Genomic DNA, 21,624 nt, shown 5'->3' with positions numbered 1-21,624 from the left:
AACTTCCTGCAGTTCCTACAAAAAGTAAAAACTCTGGTTTGTCAAACAAACATAATCTTGTTATATTTATAGCACTCTCAATAAGCCCTACTCCCATGGGTGTTGCAAATGAAAAGTTTTCACTATTACCTGCGCAAATTATCATTTCATTCCTTCAATTTATTTTATAAATTCAAGGGAACCTTTCCCTTATTATTTTTAACAACAAAGGAAGTAATTCCTTTGTTTACGCTAACGCTGTGTTCTCTTCAGCAGAGAGCTCACGCAACTAGTTGCTTTATAATCTTACTGGAATATTTTGTTCATGAAGATAGTGTTTTAAATCCATAATATCTATCTCTTTATAGTGAAAGATGGAAGCTGCTAATGCTGCATCTGCACCATGAGTAAATGCCTCTTTTATATGCTCCATTGTCCCTGCTCCACCACTTGCAATGACAGGGACATTTACGGCTTTAGATATTTGCTCAGTTATATTTAACTCAAAGCCTGCTTTTGTACCATCTGCATCCATTGAGGTAAGCAAAATCTCTCCACTTCCACGAGAGACTACCTCTTTTGCCCACTCTACTGCGTTTATACCAGTATCTACTCTGCCACCATTGAGGTAAACATTATAAACATCACCAGTTTTTTTCACATCTATGGCAGTTACAATGCATTGTGAACCAAATCTTTTTGCACCTTCATCTATGAGTTGTGGTCGTTTTATAGCTGCTGAGTTTACACTTACTTTGTCACATCCGACATTTAAGAGTTTGTATATATCATCAAGTTTACGGATACCACCGCCAACAGTTAAAGGTATAAATATTTCACGAGCAACTTTAGCAACGATGTCTACTATGGTATCTCTATTGTCAGATGAAGCGGTAATGTCTAAAAATGTAAGTTCATCTGCCCCCTCTTCATTATAACGGCGGGCAACCTCTACAGGGTCACCTGCATCTTTGAGTCCAACAAAATTAACGCCTTTAACAACGCGTCCATCTTTTACATCTAAACAGGGAATAATTCTTTTTGCAAAATAGTTCATTTGGAAGTTTTTATACCTTTATTAATATCTTGTAATTATATCTTTTTAGGCTTATATGTTGGTAAGGGGGAGTTGTTAGGTGAGTTGGGTTGTGAGGCATGGCTTGTCTTTCATTACTGCATTTGAGGTAAGTCCTCGTCGGTCCTTCGGACATCGCCTGCGGTTTCAACACTGTGTTTATAAGGTGAGTCCTCGCTGGTCCTTCGGACAACAGCTGCGGTTCCAACACTAAAAATGATGAGAAATCATCATTTTCTTTACGTGTTTCACGTGAAACATTGTAAAATTGTTTGATTTAAGATACAATATTTTAGATTTAATTATTTGGATTACTTATGGAAAAAGAAGAAGTTTTAGAACATTTACGCGCTGCAAAGGCGGCACATATTAAATGGATTCAAAAAGCAAAATTATTAATAAATGGAATAGATATTAGTGAAGATACTATACCTATAGATTCTACTGAGTGTAAGTTTGGAAAGTGGTTTTATAGTGATGGACAAATTTTAAACAGTCTTTCCAATAATCCTATGGAGTGTATGCAAAGTATTGAAAATTTGCATTTTTCTTTTGCATGATAAATATCTGCAAATATTTAATATATATTTTTCTCAAGAGAAAAAAGCAGGTTTCTTTGCAAAGCTGTTTGGTATAAAAAGAAAAAAAGAACTCTCTTCAGAAGAAGTAGAGAGTGCTAAAAAATATTATGAAGAGATGGAAAAAGTTTCAAAAGCTTTACTTGAAGAGATAAACCGTTTGGAGAGGCGCTTGGTTGCTGTTTCGCAAGAGAAAATTAAAGGTTTAATATAAAAATAACTCTTTATTACCTTTATATAAGTAAAGTTAAGGTAGACTAAGCAGATGAAGAGACAAAGCGTTGTAGCAAAGAAGAAGTTTGGACAAAACTTTCTTAAAGATGAATCTGTCTTAAGAAAAATCGTCGAAGCGATGCCCAAAAATGAGAACAAAATTGTTGAAATTGGGCCTGGCTTAGGTGATTTAACTAAATTTTTAGTTGATGTCAAAAGTGTAGAAGCTTTTGAGGTAGATACCGATTTATGTAAACTGTTACAAGATACTTTTAAAAAAGAGATCGATACCAAGCGACTCCACCTAAATTGTGGGGATGTTTTACAAGCTTGGCAGACTACTTTAATTGATGAGCCGTATGACTTGGTGGCAAATTTGCCATACTATATAGCTACGAACATCATACTCAAAGCACTCGCAGATCCAATGTGTAAAAGTATACTTGTAATGGTACAGCTTGAAGTTGCAGAGAAGTTTTGTGCTGTTGCAGGTGAAAAAGTATTTGGTTCCTTGGGTATTATTACTCAAAGTGTAGGAACAGCAAAGATAATTGTAAAAGTTCCACCAACTGCGTTTGACCCACAACCAAAGATTGACTCTGCGGTTTTTCTAATAGAAAAAAGTGCTGATAGAAGTGATAAAGATTTTGAAGATATGCTAAGAGTTGCATTTACACAACCTCGCAAAACTTTGATGAAAAATCTTTCAGCAAAATATGAAAAATCACGACTTCAAGAGGCTTTTAGCGAGCTAGAACTTACATTAACAATTCGCCCTCATCAAGTTAGCACGAAGGACTATCACCAACTCTACAAAATAATATAAATAAGGAGTTTGGATGGCAGAAGAGACACAAGAGGCTACTCAAAGTAAACCTCAAGAACAACGCAAACCAAATAACAATAGAAGAAATAATAATAGTCGTAGACCGAATCCTAATCAAAAGAAAAATGAAGCTACAACAGGTAATAAGCCGGCTGCTAAGTCTAATAATAACAAAAATAAAAATCGTAATCGACATAAAAGAGGACCTTCACCAGTTGATGAAAATCTAAAATCTTTTGTTTCAAAGAATCAAGAGTCTCATAAGCAAAGATTGAATCCTCATTATAAATTGGATTTAAATTCTAAAGCAAAAATCCGCGTAACACCACTTGGTGGACTTGGTGAAATTGGTGGTAATATTGCTGTTTTTGAAACAGATAATGAAGCAATATTAGTCGATGTTGGTATGAGTTTTCCTGATGAAGATATGCATGGTGTTGATATTTTAGTACCTGATTTTTCATACCTTCATGAAATAAAAGATAAGATTGTTGGTATTATAATTACACATGCTCATGAAGACCATATTGGTGCAATGCCATATCTTTTTAAAGAGTTACAGTTTCCTATTTATGGAACACCACTTCCTTTAGCAATGATAGGAAATAAATTTGATGAGCATCACTTAAAAGAGGCAAGAAAATATTTTAATCCAATTGAGAAGAGAAAAGTATATAAAATAGGAAATGATTTTGAAGTTGAGTGGATGCATATGACACACTCTATTATTGACTCTTCGTCTATTGCAATTACTACTGAAGCTGGAACTGTTATTCACACTGGTGACTTTAAAATAGATTATACACCAGTTGATGGATACCCAGCAGATCTTCATAGACTTGCTCATTATGGTGAAAAAGGCGTATTGTGTCTGTTGAGTGACTCAACAAACTCACATAATCCAATAGCCACGGGATCTGAATTAAGTGTTGGACCTGCACTTGACAGAGTCTTTTCAAAAGCAGAGGGACGTGTAATACTTTCAACATTTAGTTCAAATATTCACCGTGTTTATCAAGCTATTCAATATGGTGTGAAATATGGTCGTAAAGTTTGTGTGATTGGGCGTTCAATGGAGCGTAACTTAGAAGTTTGTATGCAGTATGATTATATAAAATTTCCTAAAAGTATTTTTGTAGAGCCTGAAGATGTAGCAAATATGAGTGATAAAGATGTACTTATTGTTACTACGGGTTCTCAAGGTGAAGCAAATTCAGCACTCTTTAGAATGAGTATTGGAGAGCATAGACACATTAAAATTAAACCGACAGACTTAATTGTACTCTCTTCTCGTGCTATTCCAGGGAATGAAGGTTCTATCTCTAAAATGTTAAATCATTTACAAAAATGTGGTGCAAGAGTGGCAATGGATAGAGATATTCACGTCTCTGGTCATGCCTCTATGGAAGAGCAAAAACTTATGTTGCGTTTAGTAAATCCTAAATTCTTTTTACCAATTCATGGTGAATATAATCATGTTATGAAACACAAAGAGACAGGGATGATGTGTGGCGTGCCAGAGAGAAATATTCTTCTTATGAGTGATGGTGAGCAGATTGAAATTGCACCAAAATATATGAGAAAAGTAAAAACTGTAAAAACTGGTAAAACATATATTGATAATCAAAATAATCATCAAATTGAAGATGATATTGTTATGGATCGTCAAAAATTGGCAGCTGAGGGTGTCATTATGATGGTTATTCAAGTAAGTGAGCAGACTGGAAAAATGATGGACAAACCAAAAGTTACTACTTTTGGTATTGTTCCAGATAAAAGAGATAGAGCATTTGCAAAAGAGATGAGTGAAATCGTAGAAAATTTTCTTCTTAATATGAAACCGGGGATGATTGATAATCCAAGAGCATTAGAATCAGATTTACGTCAAGTAGTAAGAAAACATATTTATCGTAAAATGAAAAGATATCCTCTTATCGTTCCTACAATTTTTATTCATTAAGGTTGGATTGTTTTGTCAGAAAATAAAAATATTGAATTTGAAAATGCAGTAAAAATAATGATGGAGCATGTTGGGGAAAATCCTAGCAGGGAGGGTCTTCTTGACACTCCTTCTCGTGTGAGAAAATCTTTTGAGTTTATCTATGGAGGGTACAAAGAAGACCCCGCGGCTATACTTAAAAAAGCTCTTTTTACTAGTTCAAATGATGAGATGGTTTTGGTTAAAGATATAGAGTTTTACTCTACTTGTGAACACCATTTACTACCTATCATAGGACGGGTACATGTCGCATATATTCCTGATGGAAAAGTGGTGGGTCTTTCTAAAATTCCTCGTGTTGTTAATGTATTTGCACGACGAATGCAGATTCAAGAGCAATTAACAGAGCAGATAGCAGATGCTATTATGGATACAATAACGCCAAAGGGTGTTGCAGTTGTTGTTCAAGCGCGCCATATGTGTATGGAGATGCGAGGTGTAGAAAAAATAAACTCTACAACTACATCATCAGCTCTTCGTGGACTCTTTAAAAAAGATGAAAAAACTCGAAGTGAATTCTTCTCACTCATTAACTCACCTAGCGGATCTCGATACTAAAAAATGCCATTTGCATCCCTAAAAGAGAAACTTGCAAATAAAAATTACTCCGTTGCGTTTGGAGAAGTGATTAAGATAAACGCAACGGTGATTATTGCAAAAGGTCTTAATGTAAGTATTAGTGATATTGTTAAAATCGTCTCAAATACGACAGAGCAAGAGACAGTCGGAATGGTAACTGAGCTTGATGGAGACCTTCTTTATATCTCTCCTTTTAGTTTCGTTGAGGGGTTTCGCTCTGGTGATAAAGTATTTTTAGATGCAACAGGCTTAAATATTCCCATTGGGGAGGCTCTTTTAGGGCGAGTGGTTGATCCATTTATGCGTCCTATTGATGCAAAAGGGAGTGTGAATAACTCAAAATTGAGACCTATTATAAAAGCGCCTATTGCTGCCATGAAGCGTGGTATGATAGATGAAGTTTTTAGTGTGGGTGTTAAGAGTATTGATGGTCTTTTAACCTGTGGTAAAGGGCAAAAGCTTGGTATCTTTGCAGGAAGTGGTGTAGGAAAATCTACCCTTATGGGAATGATTGTCCGTGGTGCAGATGCCCCCATAAAGGTTGTAGCACTCATTGGTGAGCGTGGGCGTGAAGTACCTGAATTTATAGAGAAAAACCTTGGTGGTGATTTGACAAATACTGTGGTCATTGTGGCAACTTCGGATGATTCACCACTTATGAGAAAATATGGTGCATTTGCTGCTATGAGTGTTGCTGAGTTTTTTAAAGATCAAGGGCAGGATGTGCTTTTTATTATGGATTCTGTAACTCGTTTTGCTATGGCTCAGCGTGAAATAGGCTTGGCACTCGGTGAACCACCTACCTCTAAAGGCTATCCACCCTCCTCTCTTACTCTTTTACCCCAACTTATGGAAAGAGCTGGAAAAGAGGAAGGAAAAGGTTCTATTACTGCCTTTTTTACGGTGCTTATAGAGGGTGATGATATGAGTGATCCTATTGCCGATCAGTCGCGTTCTATTTTGGATGGGCACATAGTTTTATCGCGTGAAATGACAGATTTTGGTATTTACCCTCCTATTCATATTTTAAACTCAGCATCAAGGGTAATGAATGATATAATCTCGCAGGAGCAGTTTAAGGCTGTTGTGAAATTTAGAAGGCTCTACACTCTTTTAAAGGAGAATGAGGTACTTATTCGTATCGGTGCATATATAAAAGGGACAGACCCTGAACTTGATGAGGCGATAGAGAAAAAAGAGGCAATGCAGCAGTTTATCTCACAAGGTGCTAATTTTTATGTTCCTTTTGATAAAACGGTAAAAGATATCATAGAATTAATGCTCTAATCTACAATAAGTTTGTTGTGTAGCCATGCGTTACGCGCTACTTTGTTTTGTTGTTTGATAATAATAGCAAGTTTTTGGGATGATTTTTTTTCATACTCTTTCATAACTCTTTGTAAGTTGCTATCAAGACCAAAAATATCAATATAAGAGTAGATGAAATTCTCTGCACTGTTAAACTTTTTTTGGCTTATGAAATCATCAATAGCCACAATAAAAGTCAGCCGTAAAAGTGCCCCTACCCTTTTTGTTCTGCTTTTTACTGAAATTAACTCTTTGAGTATCTGTTTCATCCCTTTTATATTTCCATAGAGAGCATATTTTTCACACTTTTGCATAAGTTTGCTCCAATGTTTTTCTAACATTTTTGAAAGCTTTAGCTCTATAAACATCTGTGGATATTCATCAAGAATTTCGTAACACTTTTTAAATTCATTCTCTTTGTAGTTGTGTGTAAGTGTTTCAATCACTTCTGCTTTGTGTTCAAGAAACTTTAGTTCTGCTTTTATGAGTGATATACCTTTGATGCTTTGCATCATTTCCGTAGCTTTTTGGATAGCAGCTGCGTTTAGTGCAGAGTTTATATTGCTCAAAGTTGCATCAAGTTTAGCTAAAAATGCTTTATATGGAGGGAGTTGTGAAAAATTTGGATGTAGTGCTAAAAGCTTTTTTATATCATGGTATTGCATCTGTTTAAGGGCATCTAAAAAGGATAAAAAATCTTCATTATCTTTAAGAATAAGATTTATACTCTCTTTTTTTAATACAACCCCCAGATAAGGAAGTAGCAACTCTTTCGCCTTTTGAGCATTCATTAAAAGTATCTGTTTTTGAGCATTTTTATATGCTCGTTTATACCCTTTTTCCATCTCTTTGTACTCTGTTGAGTATTGTAGAGGTGGATATTTTTCACTTAAAGCATAAGCAGGTGCATATAATTTTTGTGTACAGAGGGTTTGAAACTGTTCATAATGGATATATGCCTCAAAAAGCAGCTCTATATCCTCTTTCTTAGATTGGATTTTTGAACAGTTCTCAAGAATATGTTGGGCCTTTTTTATATCTGAGTGTTGCAGAGCATTAACTGCGTTTAAATACTTTATCTTATAAATCTTTTCTAGTTTTTTATACTCTTTAGAATCTAAAAGCTGTGGATTATTTGCAACAAGGGTATAGGCTTCATGCATCATGTTATGCAAAAGCAGAGATTTTAGATTTTTTTCATTTTGGAGGGTTATATGCAGAATTTCACGATTTTCTAGCACCACAAGAAGATTACCCTCTTTACTTATTGCCATATAAGATATATTTGTATGAAATTTTAGGTATTTATTGCGTAATATTTTATGCGTTTTAAGATTAAAAAGAGTAATAAAATCCTGATTTGAGTGGATAAGAAGAAAATCACTTTTTGGAATATATAGAAGTTGTTTGGTATGAGTTAAATGAGTGACAACAGATTTAACTTTTTCTAACTCCTGTAAATCATAGATAAAAATTTCACCATGTACATCAGCTATTATTAGCCTATCTGTATCTGTAAAACAGAGTGTAGCTATGGCTGCGTTTGTAGTGTTAAGCTCTTTTATTATAGAGTAACTGCCAAGGTTTATAAGCCTTACTTTTCCATCTGAAGTTCCTATAGCAAGGAGTTCTGTTTTAAATGCGAAGGCAGACATTCTTGTTGGTAACTGGGTTTTGTATTGTTTTATCCAAGAGAAGATACGGACATTGTAGCGTGCATCTTTATAGTTGTAGATAATGACTCGACCACTACTTGTGGCAGTAAGAATATGTTGGGAATCAGGGAGAAAAAAAAGTTGATTGATCGCTCCATCATAGCTTTTTACACTAGAGAGCTGTTTTTTTGTTTTTGTATCGTAGATGTAGATTGTGTCATCATTTGCAATGGCTAGTAACTTTTTTTGTAGGCTAAACGCAGTGAGATGAGTTTGTAGCAAAGTAAAGTCTATTAGCTTGAAAATAGTATTATATTGTGCTAAATCATCCATTATCTCTGCCTTTTTTACTAAAATATCTTATTTATTAAGAGTTGCACTGATATTTTAGAGTTAAACTCATTTTTTGTAACACTGTAACTGCATGTTATCTTTCTATCTATGGGCATCTCATAAACTCTTCTAAACGCGATAAGTTCCACTGTTTTTCTTTGATGTGGGTATTGTCTTATTTCAATTCTTGAGTGTGATTTGTCTGTACCCATTAGTTTTATACTTACTACTTCGGCATCTTTGAGCAAAAATGTAGGTCTTGCGTTCGCTTCCCCATAAGGTTCAAACTGCTCTAATAGTTCCAAGAGTTCCATATCTAAATCTTCACTGTCTAAAATACCGCTAATTTGCTCTTTTGGTATAAAATCTTCTGCTGGAATTTTTTTAGCACTCTCATTTATCGCCTCTCTAAACGCAGTGATATTGCTAACATCAAGTCCTAATCCAGCAGCCATTTTATGACCACCAAACTTCATTAACAGGTGTTCATTTTCTTTGATAAGCTCGTAAATACTGACATCTCCGATGCTTCTAGCACTTCCTTTGGCTATCTCTTTATCTATACTCAAAACTATAGCAGGACGAGCAAATTTATCGACAAGGCGTGCTGCAACAATACCAACAACACCCTCATGCCACCCTTCTCCTACTACTACGATTATTTTATCATCTTCATTGACGCTCAGCATTGCTTCTTGTGTTGTTTGTGCTTCTGTCTCTTTTCTGAGTTCATTGAGTTGATTTAAAAGTTCAAACTGTTTGTAGGCAGTATGGGTATCTTTTGCTGTAAAAAATTCAAGTGCAATAGAGGCATCTTCAAGCCGTCCTGCAGAGTTAATTCGCGGCGCAATTTGAAAGGCAATATCTTCACTTGTAATGTTTGACTTGTTTAAAAAGTCGCAAATTATAATGGAAGAGGGTCTCTTTGAGTGCATCATCAATTTTAACCCCTCTTTAACAAGCGTTCTGTTCATATTTACAAGTGGCATAATATCTGCAATGATTGCGATGGCTAAAATATCTAAAAATTGTTTCATATCAATTGTGAGCTGTAACTCTTTTTTTAGCAGTCCGAGCAGTAACCAAGCTACTTCTGCACCACAAATCTCTTGAAATGGATAGCTGTCTTGTGGGAGTTTTGGATCAACTATGGTGAATGCATCTGGAAGATTTTGTGAGGGTGTATGATGGTCTGTAATTATAAGATCTATTCCCCTCTCTTTACAAACTTCAGCTGCAGCAATAGCAGAAATACCGTTATCAACAGTAATGATTAAATCAGTTTTCACTCTCTCAAGCACAGTTGGACTTACTCCATAACCATCGCGAAATCTGTTTGGAATGATGGCTTCAAGAGGGTAAGGAATTTGTCTAAAAAAATCCACCATAATGGCAGTAGAACTGACGCCATCTACATCATAATCGCCAACAAGTGTTATGCGTTTGTTATTTTGTATAGCCTCAGCAATTTTTTTTGCGGCTTTTGTTGCGTTTAAAAGAAGTGCAGGATTTGGTATTTGGGAGAGTTTTATTTGCTCAGTATCGAACCTATTTGAGAGAAGTTCAAAAAGGTCTGCTTTACTGAGCTGTTTTACTTTATTCAGCATTCAAACTAGCGTTTACAAATGCAACTATTGAAGGGTTTGGAGTTTGTAAGCGAGAAGTAAATTCTGGATGGAATTGTACACCTAAAAACCAAGGATGTCCTTGAATTTCAACAGTTTCAATAAGTCCATTTGATTCACCAGTCACAATCATTCCAGCATCTTCAAGTTGTTGTCTATATGCTGGATTTGCTTCATAACGATGACGATGTCTTTCAAAAATCGTTTTCTCACCTTTGTATGCTTCTCTTAAAATTGAACCCTCTTTTGTGTCACATGGGTACTCTCCAAGACGAAGTGTTCCACCCATTGGTGATTGGTGTGTGCGTAACTGCATACCACCGCTTTGATCTAAAAAGTTATCAATAAGATAAACCATAGGGTCTGGTGTATTTTCATCAAATTCTATTGAGTTGGCATCTTTAAGACCAAGGACATTTCTAGCATATTCAACAAGTGTAAGTTGCATTCCAAGACAGATACCAAGATAAGGAACTTTATTTACACGTGCGTACTCAATGGCTTGGATTTTACCCTCAACACCACGGCTGCCAAATCCACCTGCAACTAAAATACCATCACAGTCGCTAAGGAGTGCTTGTGCTCCTCTCTCTTCTACTTCTTCTGCATCAACCCAACAGATTTCAACTCTGCTATCAAGGTGTGCTCCAGCGTGAATAAGGGCTTCTGTAAGAGATTTATAAGACTCTTTGAGTGCAAGATATTTGCCAACAAATCCAATGACCACCCTACCCTTTGGTTGTACGATTTTTTTGACAAGTGTATCCCACTCTTGCATATCTGGTTCAATTTCACCAAGATCAAGTTTTTGGGCAATAGGTTTTAAAATATTTTGTCTTAAAAATGACATAGGCACATCATAGATAGTTGCCGCATCAAGTGCTTCTACTACACTCTCCGAAGAGACATCACAGCTCATTGCAAGTTTTTTCTTGAAAGTTTTAGGCAGTGCATTTTCACTTCTTGCAATAATCATTTGTGGTGTAATACCAATACGGCGAAGCTCCTGAACAGAGTGTTGTGTTGGTTTTGATTTAAGCTCACCTGCTGCTTTGATGTAAGGAATAAGTGTTACATGAATAAAAAATGTTCCAGAGACTTCATCATCATGTTTCATTTGACGGATAGCTTCCATAAATGGAAGACCCTCAATGTCACCAACTGTACCACCAAGCTCTACAAGTAAAATATCATGATCTTTTCCCGCTTCTTTGATACGGTTTACAATCTCTCCAACAATATGTGGCACAACTTGAATAGTCTGTCCAAGGTAGCCGCCAGCACGCTCACGTTCAATAACGCTTGAATAGACTTGACCTGTTGTAAAGTTAGAAGTTTTGAGAAAAGATTGGTCTAAAAATCTTTCATAATTTCCAATGTCAAGATCAGTTTCTGCCCCATCTTTTGTAACGAAAACTTCACCATGCTCAAGGGGACTCATAGTTCCAGGGTCTACATTGATATATGGATCAATTTTTAACATTCCTACATTTTTCCCAGCGTGTTTTAGCAAGGTACCAACGCTTGCTGCTGTTATCCCTTTGCCCAAAGAACTTAAAACCCCACCGGTCACAAAAATGTATTTCGTCATTAAAAATCTCCATCAGTTATATAGACGCGATTATAGTATAAAATCCTTTAAGTTCTTATTTAAGGGTCAAGCCATTTCAGTAGATTTTACTTTTGTTTTTGCTATTATAAAAAATATTCATAACTATTGGGGAAAAATGTTTAAAAGTGTAAGTAGCATCCTATTTTGGGTAGTGTTGGTTTTTTTAGTAAGTGGGTGTGGAACATCAAAGAAAAGTTCGTCTACAGCAACAAATACAACTACTATTGAGACAAATAAAACAACAGAATCAAAATCTGTTGTACATAAGATTCTTAAGAGAAAGATTCCAACTCTTGTGGTTGTGATGAATTGGAATGACTATTCAGAGAGTGATCCCTCTCTTTGGCATGACAAAATATTTAATATGACAAAAAATTCTGTAAATCAGTGGTATGCAGAAAATACTTTTAATCAAATAGAATTTATACCAGTACATGAAACTCAGGGTAATGTCGATGATGGTGTTATTATGGTCAACATGAATAAAAATCATCCTGGAGGAAAGGACAAAAGAGAATTTAGAGACACTGAGATAAGAAGTGCTATTACAAATGCTACGGTAGTTAATAATATGGATTTTGCAGCGCTTGATAGTGATGGAGATGGATCTTTGAATGCAAAAGAGTTACAGATTATTTTTATAGTTGCAGGTGGAGAACAGGCCTACGGAGATCCTCAGAGTCACTCTATTTGGGCTCATTCTTTTTCATTTGATAGTGATTCTACCCTGAAAGTAGATGGTGTTTATGTGATGAGGTATACTGGTGAAAATTCAACATCAGGAACTTATACATGTTTTGGAGCAAATCATGGTACGCATAAAGCAACTATAGGTATTATGTGCCATGAATTGGGACATGCTGCTTTCTTTTTAAAAGATTATTATGATGATGGTGATGGCTCTGGTCTTGGATGGTATGATATTATGAGTGGTGGTGCATGGGCATATCAGCCTTCTGATGCGTATGCAGGAGAAACACCAACACAATATACTGCGTTTAATAAAATAGATGCAAAACTTGATGTAAATGTAACAACACTCTCTGCAAGTGATGAAGTGACTCTTGGTTGTAGTGGTAGAGATTTTGTAAAACTTACGACTTCTAAATCAAATGAGTACTTTTTACTTGAGTGTAGAGATACGGCAAAAGCTCACTCAGATATTAGCTTCTCAACTGTAGATACTGCGTTTGGAGATAATACACTTTTTGCGATGATGTACCATGTTGATACAGATAAAACTGATAATACAGAAGATGGTATACAGACAGAAAATAATCACTATATGGTTGAAGTTGTAGAAAAAGATAGTTCTACTCTTATGACAAATACGACAGGTATATATGCTGATTTTTCTGATGTTTATACGCAGGGTGATCTTATTACTAAAACAAATTTGTATGATGGTAGCAATACTGGTTACAGTGTTGAGATAGTAAATGCAGACTATATAAATCGAGAAATGACTTTAAAAATTATAAAAAAATAAGGAAAAAATATGAAACTTTTAACTAATCTATTTGTTGTGAGTTTACTTAATATTGCTGCGTTTGGTGCACCTGCTTTGAATAGAAAGATTACTTTCACACAACCTGATGGTACACAATTTGTGGGAAAACAAAAGGGTGATGCCTCTTTTCATTGGATAGAGAGTGGCAGTGACATCGTTATATATAATCCAAAAGACAAGTACTACTACAAAGCGATTGTTGATAAAGAAAAAGGTATAGTTGCAACTACACAAAAGATGGGTCAGCGTGGTGATAAAGTCCGAGGAGTAAACGCAGTAGTTTTGCAAGAAGCAGATCCAGATACTACAACAGAACAAACGCTTCGCTTTTTACATAAAAAAGCAAAACAAGCTGATACTCCTAGGTAGAGGGGATTTATGAACAATATGCTTCTATATGTGGTCGTTGCACTGGGTCTGTCAACACTTTTAAATATTGGATTAAAACGAATAAAAATATCACCCATTATAGGATATATTTTTACTGGTATAATTATTACATATCTGTTTAATTTACACAAATATGCACACTCTGAAGGTCTTGAACATATTAGTGAATTTGGAATTGTATTTTTAATGTTTACGATAGGTCTGGAAATATCATTTAGTAAGATGCGAACTATGAAGATGCTTATTTTTGGTAATGGTATTGCACAAGTTTCTCTTACTGCACTTGCAGTATTTGGCATTGCTCACTATATTTTTACTATTGATTTTCTTGCCTCCGTAATGGTAGCACTTGCATTTTCTCTCTCATCAACTGCCGTAGTGCTGACCTATTTGAAACAATCAAAAGAGATTTATACCTCTTATGGGCAGCGTGCTACAGGTATTTTGATATTTCAAGATATTGCTGTTATTCCCATAATGATTTTAATTGGTTTTCTCTCAAGTGAGGGGAATGAAAGCATTAGTACAATTCTTTTGCATACATTTGAAAGTGCTTTTTTTGTTTTATTGCTTATGTTTACACTCGGGAGAAAAATCATAGAGTGGCTTTTGCATTTTTCAGCTTCGAGTGAATTGGATGAACTCTTTATGGCTTCGGTACTCTTTATTGTGACAGCAACATCATTACTAGCATACTTCATGGGATTTACATATTCTCTTGGTGCATTTATTGCAGGTATGATTATCGCTGAAACCAAGTACCATTATAAAGTGGAAGCCGATATTGCACCATTTAAAGACATTTTACTTGGAACTTTTTTTGTTGTAGTTGGAATGAAAGTTGATATTTTAGTATTTGTTGATAATTTTACATTGATTTTAGCTCTGTTCGCAATGGTATTTGTACTTAAAACACTCATTACTTTTGTTGTTGTAGCTGTTACATATAAGCCTTTGACTGGTTTGAAGACAGGTCTTGCAATTGCTCAGGTAGGTGAGTTCTCTTTTGTGATTTTTGCATTGGCAAGTGCAGGGCATTTGTTAGATGAGAATTTGGCCTCTTTACTAGTACTTGTTGTTATTTTTTCAATGGTTGTCACGCCTTTTTTTATACCACATGTAAAAAAAGTGGCAGAGTATATTATTCGTTCTAAGTCATCTATTCCTGAGGTTGTAGATCTTACTGAGAGAAAAGATCATATCATTATTTGTGGATATGGAGTTGTAGGAAAGTTTGTTGCAAAACATTTAGATGAGTATGGCATGGATTATATTGTCGTTGATAACTCTCCAAAGCATGTAAAAGAGGCTGTAAGTAGAAATATCGAGACCTATCTTGGGGATATGTCAAAGCGCTCTATTATTGAAGCGCTACATGTAAAAGATACTGCTGCTGTTATTGTGACTTTGGATAATCCGGATAAAAAACAGTTAATTTGTGAAGCAATTATAGAGCAGACAAAAGAGGCTAACATCATTGTAAAAGTAGTTTCAAAAGAGGAGAGAATAAGATTGAAAAAATTAAAAAGTCCTCTTGTTGTGGATGGAAAAGTTGAAGTAGCAAGAGTACTTGTTGAGCGAGCAATGAGTTGCCAGCTCAAGTGGAGTTAGTTCTTTAGTTTCCTCTTGAACCTGGTTTGATGGCTTCACTGCCGTCTTTACAAAGAGGACACTTATCTGGCGCATACATTTCAAATGTAAAATCAGCAAGTGCAAAAAATGGAATATTTTGTGGCAGTTTACAGTTTGGCTTTGTTTCTATGTCACTATGTTCACGATGACAAAAACCACGATTTGCAAGAGCAGCAACGCCTACTATCTCTCCACCAAATTCCTCTACAACTGCCGCCGCTTCCATAGCACTACCGCCTGTTGTAATTATGTCTTCACACATTAAAACTTTTTCGCCTTTTTGTACTTCAAAACCACGACGAATGTTCATAGCCCCATTGACACGTTCAGCAAAGATGAAACGCACATCAAGTGCAGTTGCAAGTGCAAATCCTGCTATAAGCCCACCAAGTGCAGGAGAACATACTGTATCAATTTCAATACCACTCTCTTTGATCTGCTTTGCAAGTGCCTCTGCTAGAAGTTTTGCAGTTTTTGGATCTTCTAAAACTTTTGCAGATTGCAGATAGAATTGTGAGTGATTTCCCGAACTAAGCTTAAAATGCCCCTCTAAAAGAGCATTTGCATCCATATAGATTTTTTTTACATCCATCAAATTAAACCTTTAATATTTCAGCTTCTTTATCTTTTAAGATAGTGTCCACTTTTGAGATATATTTGTCTGTAATTTTTTGCACATTGTCTTGAGCAGATTTAGAGTCATCTTGTGTGATCTCTTTCTCTTTTTCAAGCTTTTTAATCTTATCATTTGCATCACGTCTCTCATTTCTAATAGAAACTTTTGCATTTTCGCCCATAGTTTTCATCTTTTTCACAGATTCTTGACGTTGTTCAACTGTCATTGGTGGAAAGAAAAGTTTGATTTGGTCGCCGTCATTGTTTGGGTTTACACCGATATTTGCAGCTTGTATAGCACTCTCTATGTCAGAGAGTAGATTTTTTTCCCAAGGGTTTACAACAATAGTTGTAGCATCCGCAGCTATTACAGAACCAACCTGATCTAGTGGTGTTGGTGTTCCATAGTAGTCAATTTTTACATTGTCTAAAACAGAAACAGTCACTTTTCCAGTTCTAAGGGTTTTAAAATCTCTTTGCATATGCTCAATGCTGCCTTGCATTTTTGTTTCACATGTCTCATATATTTTGTTTAACATTCTTTTTCCTTGAAGGGTATAAAAATAAAATTACGTTATTGTAGCAAGAAATGTTTTAAGAGTGAGTAAAAGGAGAAAGTTTTAAAAGAGACAGCTACTTTGTAGCGTTTGCCTCTTTTGCAGGAGTTGTTTTAACAGCAGGTGCTGCAACATTAGTTTTTGTAACAATGTCATCAACTACTGAAGCTTGTGCAGTACGAGTGTACATATATCCAAGAGTAATTGTATTTATAACAAATAACAGTCCTACCGTGAATGTTGCTTTCGCTAAAAAGCTGTTTGGACCTTTCGCTCCAAAAACAGAATCGTTTGAGCCACTGTAAGCACCAAGTCCAATGCTTGAACTTTTTTGCAACAGTACGGCTATAACTAAGATAATAACCAATACTATTTGTACGATAAGTAAAAGACTAGTAGTCATAAATAATTTCCTAAATTAAAAGTGGCGAATTATATCTAAAAAAACCTATATTATCAAACTACTAAGGTATGGCACTTAAAAAGAGGGTATAATTACACATATATAAAAACTATATTAAGGCGAATAATTGAAAAATTTAAAAATTATATTTGTTGTTTTGTTTGTTGCTATTGTAGCAATATTCCTCTTTATATCTATGGAAAAGGAGCAGGCTAAACAGAGTAAACCAATTGTAGGGGTGACTACTTTTGCCCTTTATGACATTACTAAACATATAGCAGGTGATACTGTAAATCTTGTAAATATATTACCTTTTGGTGTTGATCCACATAGTTTTGAACCGACACCAAAATTAATGGTTAAAATAGCAAAAAGCCGTCTAGTCTTTTATAGTGGAGCAGGATTGGAACCATGGATAGCAAACTTCCAGTTTAAAGGTAAAGCTGTAAATATTAGTAAATATGTGGATTTAAGAGAGCTAAAAAGTAATGGAGATGGGGAGCAGGCGGTAACAAAGCAAAATATGCATACAAGCAGTCTTGACCCACACTATTGGTTAGATTTTTCAAATATGCAAAAAGCTACAGCAGTTATTACAAAAGATCTTATTGCACTAATGCCTGAAAATAAAAAACTTTATCTTCAAAATGAACAAAAATATATAAAAATGCTTCAAGGCTTAAATACTCTTTACAAAAAAACGCTCACATCATGCAAAAATGACACAGTAGTTATAAGTCATAATGCACTTGGGTATTTAGCAAATAAATATCATTTTAAAGTACAATCATTAACTGGACTCTCTCCAGAAGCAGAACCTAGCGCACAAGATGTAAATAGAATTTTTAAAGATATTAAATCTGAAGGGTTAGATACAATCTTTTTTGAAAATTTTGTAAATGACAAGCTTATTAAATCTATTGCTCATGATGCAAAAATAAAATTTGAACTTTTTGAGCCTTTAGGAACAATTACTGCAGATGAGGCAAAGGCTGGTCTTACTTATGAAGATATTATGAAAATAAATCTTAAAAAATTAGCTAAGGCTCTTCAGTGTCACTAAAACCAGAGGTACCAATTTTTGAAGTGAAAGAGCTTAGCTTTAGAGTGAGAGAGCAACTTATTTTAGAAAATGTCTCATTTGAAATTTTTAGTGGTGAATACATTGCTATTATAGGGCCAAATGGTGGTGGTAAAACTACGCTTATTCGACTACTTTTAAATTTAGAGAAACAAAGTTCTGGTGAGATTAAAATTTTTGGTAAAAAACTAAAAGATTTTAAAGAGTGGTATAAAATCGGGTATGTTCCTCAGCGTGCAACTTTGGTAGATGAGAGTTTTCCTGCTTCTGTTGAAGATATTGTAAAAATGGGTCGTGTTGCTAGACGAGGTGTTTTTGCTGGAATGAGCAGTGAAGATAGAGAAAAAGTACACGATGCAATGCAAAAGATGGATATTTTAGATCTAAAAGATAAAATGGTGGGAACGCTCTCAGGTGGACAGAGACAAAGAGTAATGATAGCAAGAGCCTTGGCATCTTCTCCAAAAATACTTATACTGGATGAGCCAAATACAGGTGTAGATATGATTTCACAACAGAGATTTTATGAGCTTTTAGCGAAATTAAATAGAGAAGAAAATATTACTATCTTATTTATTACGCATGATATTGGTGTTATTGCAGATGATATTGGTCGTCTTTTTACAATTAATAGAAAAGCAACTATCTGTAATGATCCAAAAAAACTTCTAAGTTGTGATGAAGTGAGTGATTTGTATGGGATTCATGCTCACTCTCTTGCAAATCATAAACATGAACATTAAAGGTTTTATATGTTTGAAATGCTAAGTTATGATTTTATGCAAAGAGCTTTTATAGCAGGACTTTTTATAGCAACGCTGGCTTCTATTAGTGGTACTTTTGTTGTACTTAAACGCTACTCTCTAATGAGTGAGACCTTGGCACATTCAGCACTCGTTGGTGTAGCTGTAGGACTTGTAGCAGGCTACAATCCTCTTTGGATAGCAGTTGTTGTCTCCATCTTCTCTGCTTGGCTTATAGAGTACCTTAGAAGTAGTTTTTCAATATATAGTGATGCAGTACTTTCCATTATGCTCTCAGGTTCCTTGGCTTTAGCAGTTATTATTGTCTCTTTGGGTGGGGCTTTTAACAACTCACTCTTCTCCTATCTTTTTGGTTCTATTCTCTCTGTAAGTGATACTGATGTTTATACTATCGTTGTGTTTGGAAGTATATCTTTGGTATTTCTACTCCTTTTTTCTAAAGAGTTATACTTTATAGCGTATGATGAAGAGGTGGCAAAAACGAGCGGTATAAAGGTTAAATTTTTAAACTTTTTACTTGTAACGGTTGTTGCTATTATTATAGCGCTCTCCATTCGTGTTGTTGGTTCCTTACTTATTGGAGCATTGATGGTCATTCCGACAGTAGCTGCTTTGCAATATCGTGTAGGCTTTAGAAATACGATGTTTATAGCACTCTTCTTTGCTCTTTTTAGCGTAATTTTTGGCATGAGTCTTTCTTACTATTTTTCACTCCCTTCAGGTGCGACGATTGTACTCTCTGTTATTGCTATTTTTATTTTATCACTACTTATTAATAATAGACGATGAAAGTAAGTTCAGAGTTCTCCAAGTATGCACAGAGCTATGGTTCTCATAATATCATACAAGAAAAAGTTGCACAGAAGCTCCTCTCTCTTGTGAAGGGTGAACCGCAGTATATTTTAGATTTAGGATGTGGTAGTGGTGCTCTGGCAAAAAAGATAACATGGAAGTACAAAAAATTTATTGGTGTTGATTTTGCTCCAAGAATGTTAGAGATACATCCAAAGTCTAAACGTATTGAGTGCATATATGGAAACTTTAATGACAAAACTCTTTTTGAAACACTTTTAACATACCGTTTTGACTACATACTCTCTGCCTCAGCGTTACAATGGGCGCAGAACATAGAAGAGACCTTTAAAACCATACAAGAGCTTCATACACCCGTAGCCTTGGCTATATTTACATCTAATACATTTCAAACACTTTACAAAACAGCCTCGTTAGAAGCACTTTTACCCTCTCGTGAACTATTACAAGATTTGCAGGAGTACTATTTTGATGCAGATTTTGAAGTTGTTGAATACAGATTAAAATTTGAAAATGTGCGTGAAATGTTTCGTTATATTAAACGCAGTGGTGTAAGTGGTTCGAGAAATGTATTAAGTTACAAAGAGATGAAAAAATTGATGGATGAGTATCCATATGATTATTTAGAATTCGAGGTTGCGTATATTACAAGTTAGTAATTTTTTCTAAATTATAGAGTTCATAGCGGATGGCTTTGAATCTTTCACTATACTCAATATTTGAGAGTTTAAAAAGTTCTTCTAAAACACGGCTAGATTCTTGAGCTCGTTTGAAGTTTGCAGTGATGATACTTTGAAGATTTTGACGCTTTTGTTCACTTTTTGTAGATGATTTAAGTACATCATTTATACTATCACGATTTTCTAATAACTCTTTTATCTCATCTATTCTTGCTTGATGTCGGAGTGATTTAAGTTTTGAGGAGAGTTCTTTGTTGTTCTCTTTATATCTTAAAATATCTTCAACAACACGAATGCCTTCTTTAAGGCGATTTAGATTTGCATCTATCACCCGATAAAGTTCGGGTGATAGCGAGTTAGTCGTCATTACCAAAGATACCAAATAGTTGTAGCAGTGCTATAAAGATATTTAAAAAGTCTAGGTAAAGTGCAATTGCACCATCAATAGGTGTTTGGTAAGCACCTTTCATTATATTTTGTGTATCAAATATTACTAAAATACTAAAAAGTATAACAACTGCACCGGCAATAATGATTTGAAACATTGGATTGCCAAGAAAAATGTTTAAGATAGAAAAACCAATGATTACAAAAAGTGCAATCATTAGTGGTTTTGTATATCCTGTAAAATCTTTAGTGCTTTTAATAGCAAAGAAACTCATAGCTCCAAATACAACAGCAGTCATAGCAAATGCATTTCCTATTATAGCTCCCCCTCCATTCATACCTAAAGTATAAGATAAAAGAGGCGCAATAGTGAAACCTGTTACAAATACAAATGCAAACATAACAAGTAGATTAATACCAGGCTTGTTTTTTACAAATTGTAATCCAATTAAAAGACCAATTTCTAAAAAGAATAATGGCCACATCATAGTAGCTATACTTGCTGCAAGTGGTACCCCCACATACGCTCCAGCTGCTCCAGCCATCATAGAAGCTGCAAATAACTTGTAAGTCTCTTTTACAAAAGAGACAACTTGTGCTTCACTACGGTTCTGCGTTTGGTATGCATAAGAGTTACCCCTTGCATAATCACGGTCATAAAGTCCCATATTTTTTCCTTTTTAATCATCTTGTAAAAGATATTTTTTATTAGGTGAATTTTATACATAAAGAGTTAATGAAAAGCAACGCTAGTAAAATAGAATATATGCTTACATTATATATAAAAAGAAAATAATAGAAATTAAAATAAGAAAAACAAATTTAAAATAAATATATGAAAAAGAAAAAGCAAATTCTCCCCAAATCTCCCAGCGCATTAAGCAACTATTAAGCATCACTTCTCTATAATTCCCATCCACAAACAGAGAGACCTTGTTTAAAAGGGCTAGAGAGACTTCAAGTAGAAGCTTTTGAGAATGTTTGAGATCATTGAAAACTAAGCAAGTAAG

General features: G+C 34.9%; 22 protein-coding genes and 1 pseudogene. 13 read left to right on the top strand and 10 right to left on the bottom strand.

Annotated elements, in window-relative coordinates:
* Together MV589_RS04560 and hisF are read right to left on the bottom strand one after the other, a co-directional pair.
* Positions 1-145: pseudogene (locus MV589_RS04560) on the bottom strand (purine-nucleoside phosphorylase); the annotation flags it as partial.
* Between the two features lie 132 nt (positions 146-277).
* Positions 278-1,036 (bottom strand): imidazole glycerol phosphate synthase subunit HisF, encoded by a 759-nt coding sequence (hisF, locus tag MV589_RS04555; protein WP_297432497.1) that lies wholly within the window; start codon positions 1,034-1,036, stop codon positions 278-280.
* A gap of 335 nt (positions 1,037-1,371) precedes the next feature.
* Between hisF and MV589_RS04550 the strand changes: the two genes are divergently transcribed.
* From MV589_RS04550 to fliI, 6 genes are read left to right on the top strand one after another with little or no spacing between them, the layout of a single operon-like run.
* Complete coding sequence (locus tag MV589_RS04550; protein ID WP_297432495.1) at positions 1,372-1,614, top strand: CZB domain-containing protein; 243 nt, start codon at positions 1,372-1,374, stop codon at positions 1,612-1,614.
* Positions 1,586-1,846 (top strand): hypothetical protein, encoded by a 261-nt coding sequence (locus tag MV589_RS04545; protein ID WP_297432493.1) that lies wholly within the window; start codon positions 1,586-1,588, stop codon positions 1,844-1,846. Before MV589_RS04550 ends, MV589_RS04545 begins: the two co-directional genes overlap by 29 nt.
* A gap of 51 nt (positions 1,847-1,897) precedes the next feature.
* Entirely contained in the window at positions 1,898-2,671 is a 774-nt protein-coding gene (gene rsmA / locus MV589_RS04540; RefSeq protein ID WP_297432491.1) for a 16S rRNA (adenine(1518)-N(6)/adenine(1519)-N(6))-dimethyltransferase RsmA, read from the top strand.
* Positions 2,672-2,684: 13 nt separating this feature from the next.
* Positions 2,685-4,631 carry a ribonuclease J gene (locus MV589_RS04535; protein ID WP_297432490.1) on the top strand — a complete coding sequence of 649 codons (1,947 nt, stop codon included), beginning with the start codon at positions 2,685-2,687 and terminating at the stop codon, positions 4,629-4,631.
* Between the two features lie 12 nt (positions 4,632-4,643).
* Positions 4,644-5,228 carry a GTP cyclohydrolase I FolE gene (gene folE / locus MV589_RS04530; protein WP_297432487.1) on the top strand — a complete coding sequence of 195 codons (585 nt, stop codon included), beginning with the start codon at positions 4,644-4,646 and terminating at the stop codon, positions 5,226-5,228.
* Between the two features lie 3 nt (positions 5,229-5,231).
* Positions 5,232-6,536, top strand: coding sequence for a flagellar protein export ATPase FliI (fliI, locus tag MV589_RS04525; protein ID WP_297432485.1), 1,305 nt, complete (start codon positions 5,232-5,234; stop codon positions 6,534-6,536).
* On the opposite strand, the gene MV589_RS04520 is transcribed toward fliI, so the two are convergent.
* Genes MV589_RS04520 through pyrG form a run of 3 tightly spaced genes read right to left on the bottom strand, consistent with a single transcriptional unit; the run spans position 6,533 to position 11,761 of the window.
* Positions 6,533-8,545, bottom strand: a complete 2,013-nt coding sequence (locus MV589_RS04520; RefSeq protein WP_297432483.1) for a WD40 repeat domain-containing protein — start codon at positions 8,543-8,545, stop codon at positions 6,533-6,535. The genes fliI and MV589_RS04520 overlap by 4 nt on opposite strands.
* Before the next feature lie 17 nt (positions 8,546-8,562).
* On the bottom strand, positions 8,563-10,152 hold the full coding sequence (gene recJ / locus MV589_RS04515) for a single-stranded-DNA-specific exonuclease RecJ (protein WP_297432481.1): 1,590 nt from the start codon (positions 10,150-10,152) through the stop codon (positions 8,563-8,565).
* Complete coding sequence (gene pyrG / locus MV589_RS04510; protein WP_297432479.1) at positions 10,142-11,761, bottom strand: CTP synthase; 1,620 nt, start codon at positions 11,759-11,761, stop codon at positions 10,142-10,144. The genes recJ and pyrG overlap by 11 nt, the downstream gene beginning before the upstream one ends.
* A gap of 136 nt (positions 11,762-11,897) precedes the next feature.
* On the opposite strand from pyrG, the gene MV589_RS04505 reads away from it, so the two are divergent.
* The 3 genes from MV589_RS04505 to MV589_RS04495 are packed head-to-tail and all read left to right on the top strand — an operon-like array spanning position 11,898 to position 15,293.
* On the top strand, positions 11,898-13,271 hold the full coding sequence (locus tag MV589_RS04505) for a metallopeptidase domain-containing protein (RefSeq protein ID WP_297432477.1): 1,374 nt from the start codon (positions 11,898-11,900) through the stop codon (positions 13,269-13,271).
* 9 nt (positions 13,272-13,280) lie between these two features.
* Positions 13,281-13,661: a hypothetical protein gene (locus MV589_RS04500; protein ID WP_297432475.1), complete on the top strand. Its 381-nt coding sequence runs from the start codon at positions 13,281-13,283 to the stop codon at positions 13,659-13,661.
* A gap of 9 nt (positions 13,662-13,670) precedes the next feature.
* Entirely contained in the window at positions 13,671-15,293 is a 1,623-nt protein-coding gene (locus tag MV589_RS04495; RefSeq protein ID WP_297432474.1) for a cation:proton antiporter, read from the top strand.
* A gap of 4 nt (positions 15,294-15,297) precedes the next feature.
* Here the strand turns inward: MV589_RS04495 and pyrE are convergent, their stop codons facing one another.
* From pyrE to secG, 3 genes are all read right to left on the bottom strand, one after another.
* Positions 15,298-15,906, bottom strand: coding sequence for an orotate phosphoribosyltransferase (pyrE, locus tag MV589_RS04490; protein ID WP_297432471.1), 609 nt, complete (start codon positions 15,904-15,906; stop codon positions 15,298-15,300).
* Between the two features lie 4 nt (positions 15,907-15,910).
* Positions 15,911-16,468, bottom strand: a complete 558-nt coding sequence (frr, locus tag MV589_RS04485) for a ribosome recycling factor (RefSeq protein WP_297432470.1) — start codon at positions 16,466-16,468, stop codon at positions 15,911-15,913.
* A 94-nt stretch (positions 16,469-16,562) separates the two neighbouring features.
* A complete protein-coding gene (gene secG, locus MV589_RS04480) occupies positions 16,563-16,889 on the bottom strand; it encodes a preprotein translocase subunit SecG (protein ID WP_297432468.1) in 327 nt (108 codons plus the stop codon).
* Positions 16,890-17,016: 127 nt separating this feature from the next.
* On the opposite strand from secG, the gene MV589_RS04475 reads away from it, so the two are divergent.
* Genes MV589_RS04475 through MV589_RS04460 form a run of 4 tightly spaced genes read left to right on the top strand, consistent with a single transcriptional unit; the run spans position 17,017 to position 20,203 of the window.
* Positions 17,017-17,952, top strand: coding sequence for a metal ABC transporter substrate-binding protein (locus MV589_RS04475; protein WP_297432466.1), 936 nt, complete (start codon positions 17,017-17,019; stop codon positions 17,950-17,952).
* Complete coding sequence (locus MV589_RS04470) at positions 17,943-18,713, top strand: metal ABC transporter ATP-binding protein (protein WP_297432464.1); 771 nt, start codon at positions 17,943-17,945, stop codon at positions 18,711-18,713. Before MV589_RS04475 ends, MV589_RS04470 begins: the two co-directional genes overlap by 10 nt.
* Before the next feature lie 9 nt (positions 18,714-18,722).
* Positions 18,723-19,523 carry a metal ABC transporter permease gene (locus tag MV589_RS04465; RefSeq protein ID WP_297432462.1) on the top strand — a complete coding sequence of 267 codons (801 nt, stop codon included), beginning with the start codon at positions 18,723-18,725 and terminating at the stop codon, positions 19,521-19,523.
* A complete protein-coding gene (locus MV589_RS04460) occupies positions 19,520-20,203 on the top strand; it encodes a methyltransferase (protein WP_297432460.1) in 684 nt (227 codons plus the stop codon). The genes MV589_RS04465 and MV589_RS04460 overlap by 4 nt, the downstream gene beginning before the upstream one ends.
* Here the strand turns inward: MV589_RS04460 and MV589_RS04455 are convergent.
* Positions 20,193-20,594 (bottom strand): thiamine-phosphate pyrophosphorylase, encoded by a 402-nt coding sequence (locus MV589_RS04455; RefSeq protein WP_297432458.1) that lies wholly within the window; start codon positions 20,592-20,594, stop codon positions 20,193-20,195. The two genes, MV589_RS04460 and MV589_RS04455, sit on opposite strands and share 11 nt — an antisense overlap.
* Positions 20,584-21,282 carry a Bax inhibitor-1/YccA family protein gene (locus MV589_RS04450; RefSeq protein WP_297432456.1) on the bottom strand — a complete coding sequence of 233 codons (699 nt, stop codon included), beginning with the start codon at positions 21,280-21,282 and terminating at the stop codon, positions 20,584-20,586. The genes MV589_RS04455 and MV589_RS04450 overlap by 11 nt, the downstream gene beginning before the upstream one ends.
* Between the last annotated feature and the right edge of the window lie 342 nt (positions 21,283-21,624).

Origin of the sequence: Sulfurimonas sp. (assembly GCF_026991475.1) — a bacterium.
Classification (GTDB): Bacteria; Campylobacterota; Campylobacteria; order Campylobacterales; family Sulfurimonadaceae; genus Sulfurimonas.
Note: the sequence above shows the minus strand (reverse complement) of the source record. Positions and strands in the feature narration are given on the sequence as shown.

Bases quoted from the DNA above. Each gene is read 5' to 3' on its own strand.
- MV589_RS04450 (WP_297432456.1), bottom strand. From the start codon at position 21,282: ATGGGACTTTATGACCGTGATTATGCAAGGGGTAACTCTTATGCATAC.
- secG (WP_297432468.1), bottom strand. From the start codon at position 16,889: ATGACTACTAGTCTTTTACTTATCGTACAAATAGTATTGGTTATTATC.
- MV589_RS04455 (WP_297432458.1), bottom strand. From the start codon at position 20,594: ATGACGACTAACTCGCTATCACCCGAACTTTATCGGGTGATAGATGCA.
- MV589_RS04535 (WP_297432490.1), top strand. From the start codon at position 2,685: ATGGCAGAAGAGACACAAGAGGCTACTCAAAGTAAACCTCAAGAACAA.
- MV589_RS04505 (WP_297432477.1), top strand. From the start codon at position 11,898: ATGTTTAAAAGTGTAAGTAGCATCCTATTTTGGGTAGTGTTGGTTTTT.
- recJ (WP_297432481.1), bottom strand. From the start codon at position 10,152: ATGCTGAATAAAGTAAAACAGCTCAGTAAAGCAGACCTTTTTGAACTT.
- pyrE (WP_297432471.1), bottom strand. From the start codon at position 15,906: ATGGATGTAAAAAAAATCTATATGGATGCAAATGCTCTTTTAGAGGGG.
- MV589_RS04520 (WP_297432483.1), bottom strand. From the start codon at position 8,545: ATGGATGATTTAGCACAATATAATACTATTTTCAAGCTAATAGACTTT.
- frr (WP_297432470.1), bottom strand. From the start codon at position 16,468: ATGTTAAACAAAATATATGAGACATGTGAAACAAAAATGCAAGGCAGC.
- MV589_RS04460 (WP_297432460.1), top strand. From the start codon at position 19,520: ATGAAAGTAAGTTCAGAGTTCTCCAAGTATGCACAGAGCTATGGTTCT.
- rsmA (WP_297432491.1), top strand. From the start codon at position 1,898: ATGAAGAGACAAAGCGTTGTAGCAAAGAAGAAGTTTGGACAAAACTTT.
- MV589_RS04550 (WP_297432495.1), top strand. From the start codon at position 1,372: ATGGAAAAAGAAGAAGTTTTAGAACATTTACGCGCTGCAAAGGCGGCA.
- hisF (WP_297432497.1), bottom strand. From the start codon at position 1,036: ATGAACTATTTTGCAAAAAGAATTATTCCCTGTTTAGATGTAAAAGAT.
- pyrG (WP_297432479.1), bottom strand. From the start codon at position 11,761: ATGACGAAATACATTTTTGTGACCGGTGGGGTTTTAAGTTCTTTGGGC.
- MV589_RS04465 (WP_297432462.1), top strand. From the start codon at position 18,723: ATGTTTGAAATGCTAAGTTATGATTTTATGCAAAGAGCTTTTATAGCA.
- MV589_RS04500 (WP_297432475.1), top strand. From the start codon at position 13,281: ATGAAACTTTTAACTAATCTATTTGTTGTGAGTTTACTTAATATTGCT.
- fliI (WP_297432485.1), top strand. From the start codon at position 5,232: ATGCCATTTGCATCCCTAAAAGAGAAACTTGCAAATAAAAATTACTCC.
- MV589_RS04495 (WP_297432474.1), top strand. From the start codon at position 13,671: ATGAACAATATGCTTCTATATGTGGTCGTTGCACTGGGTCTGTCAACA.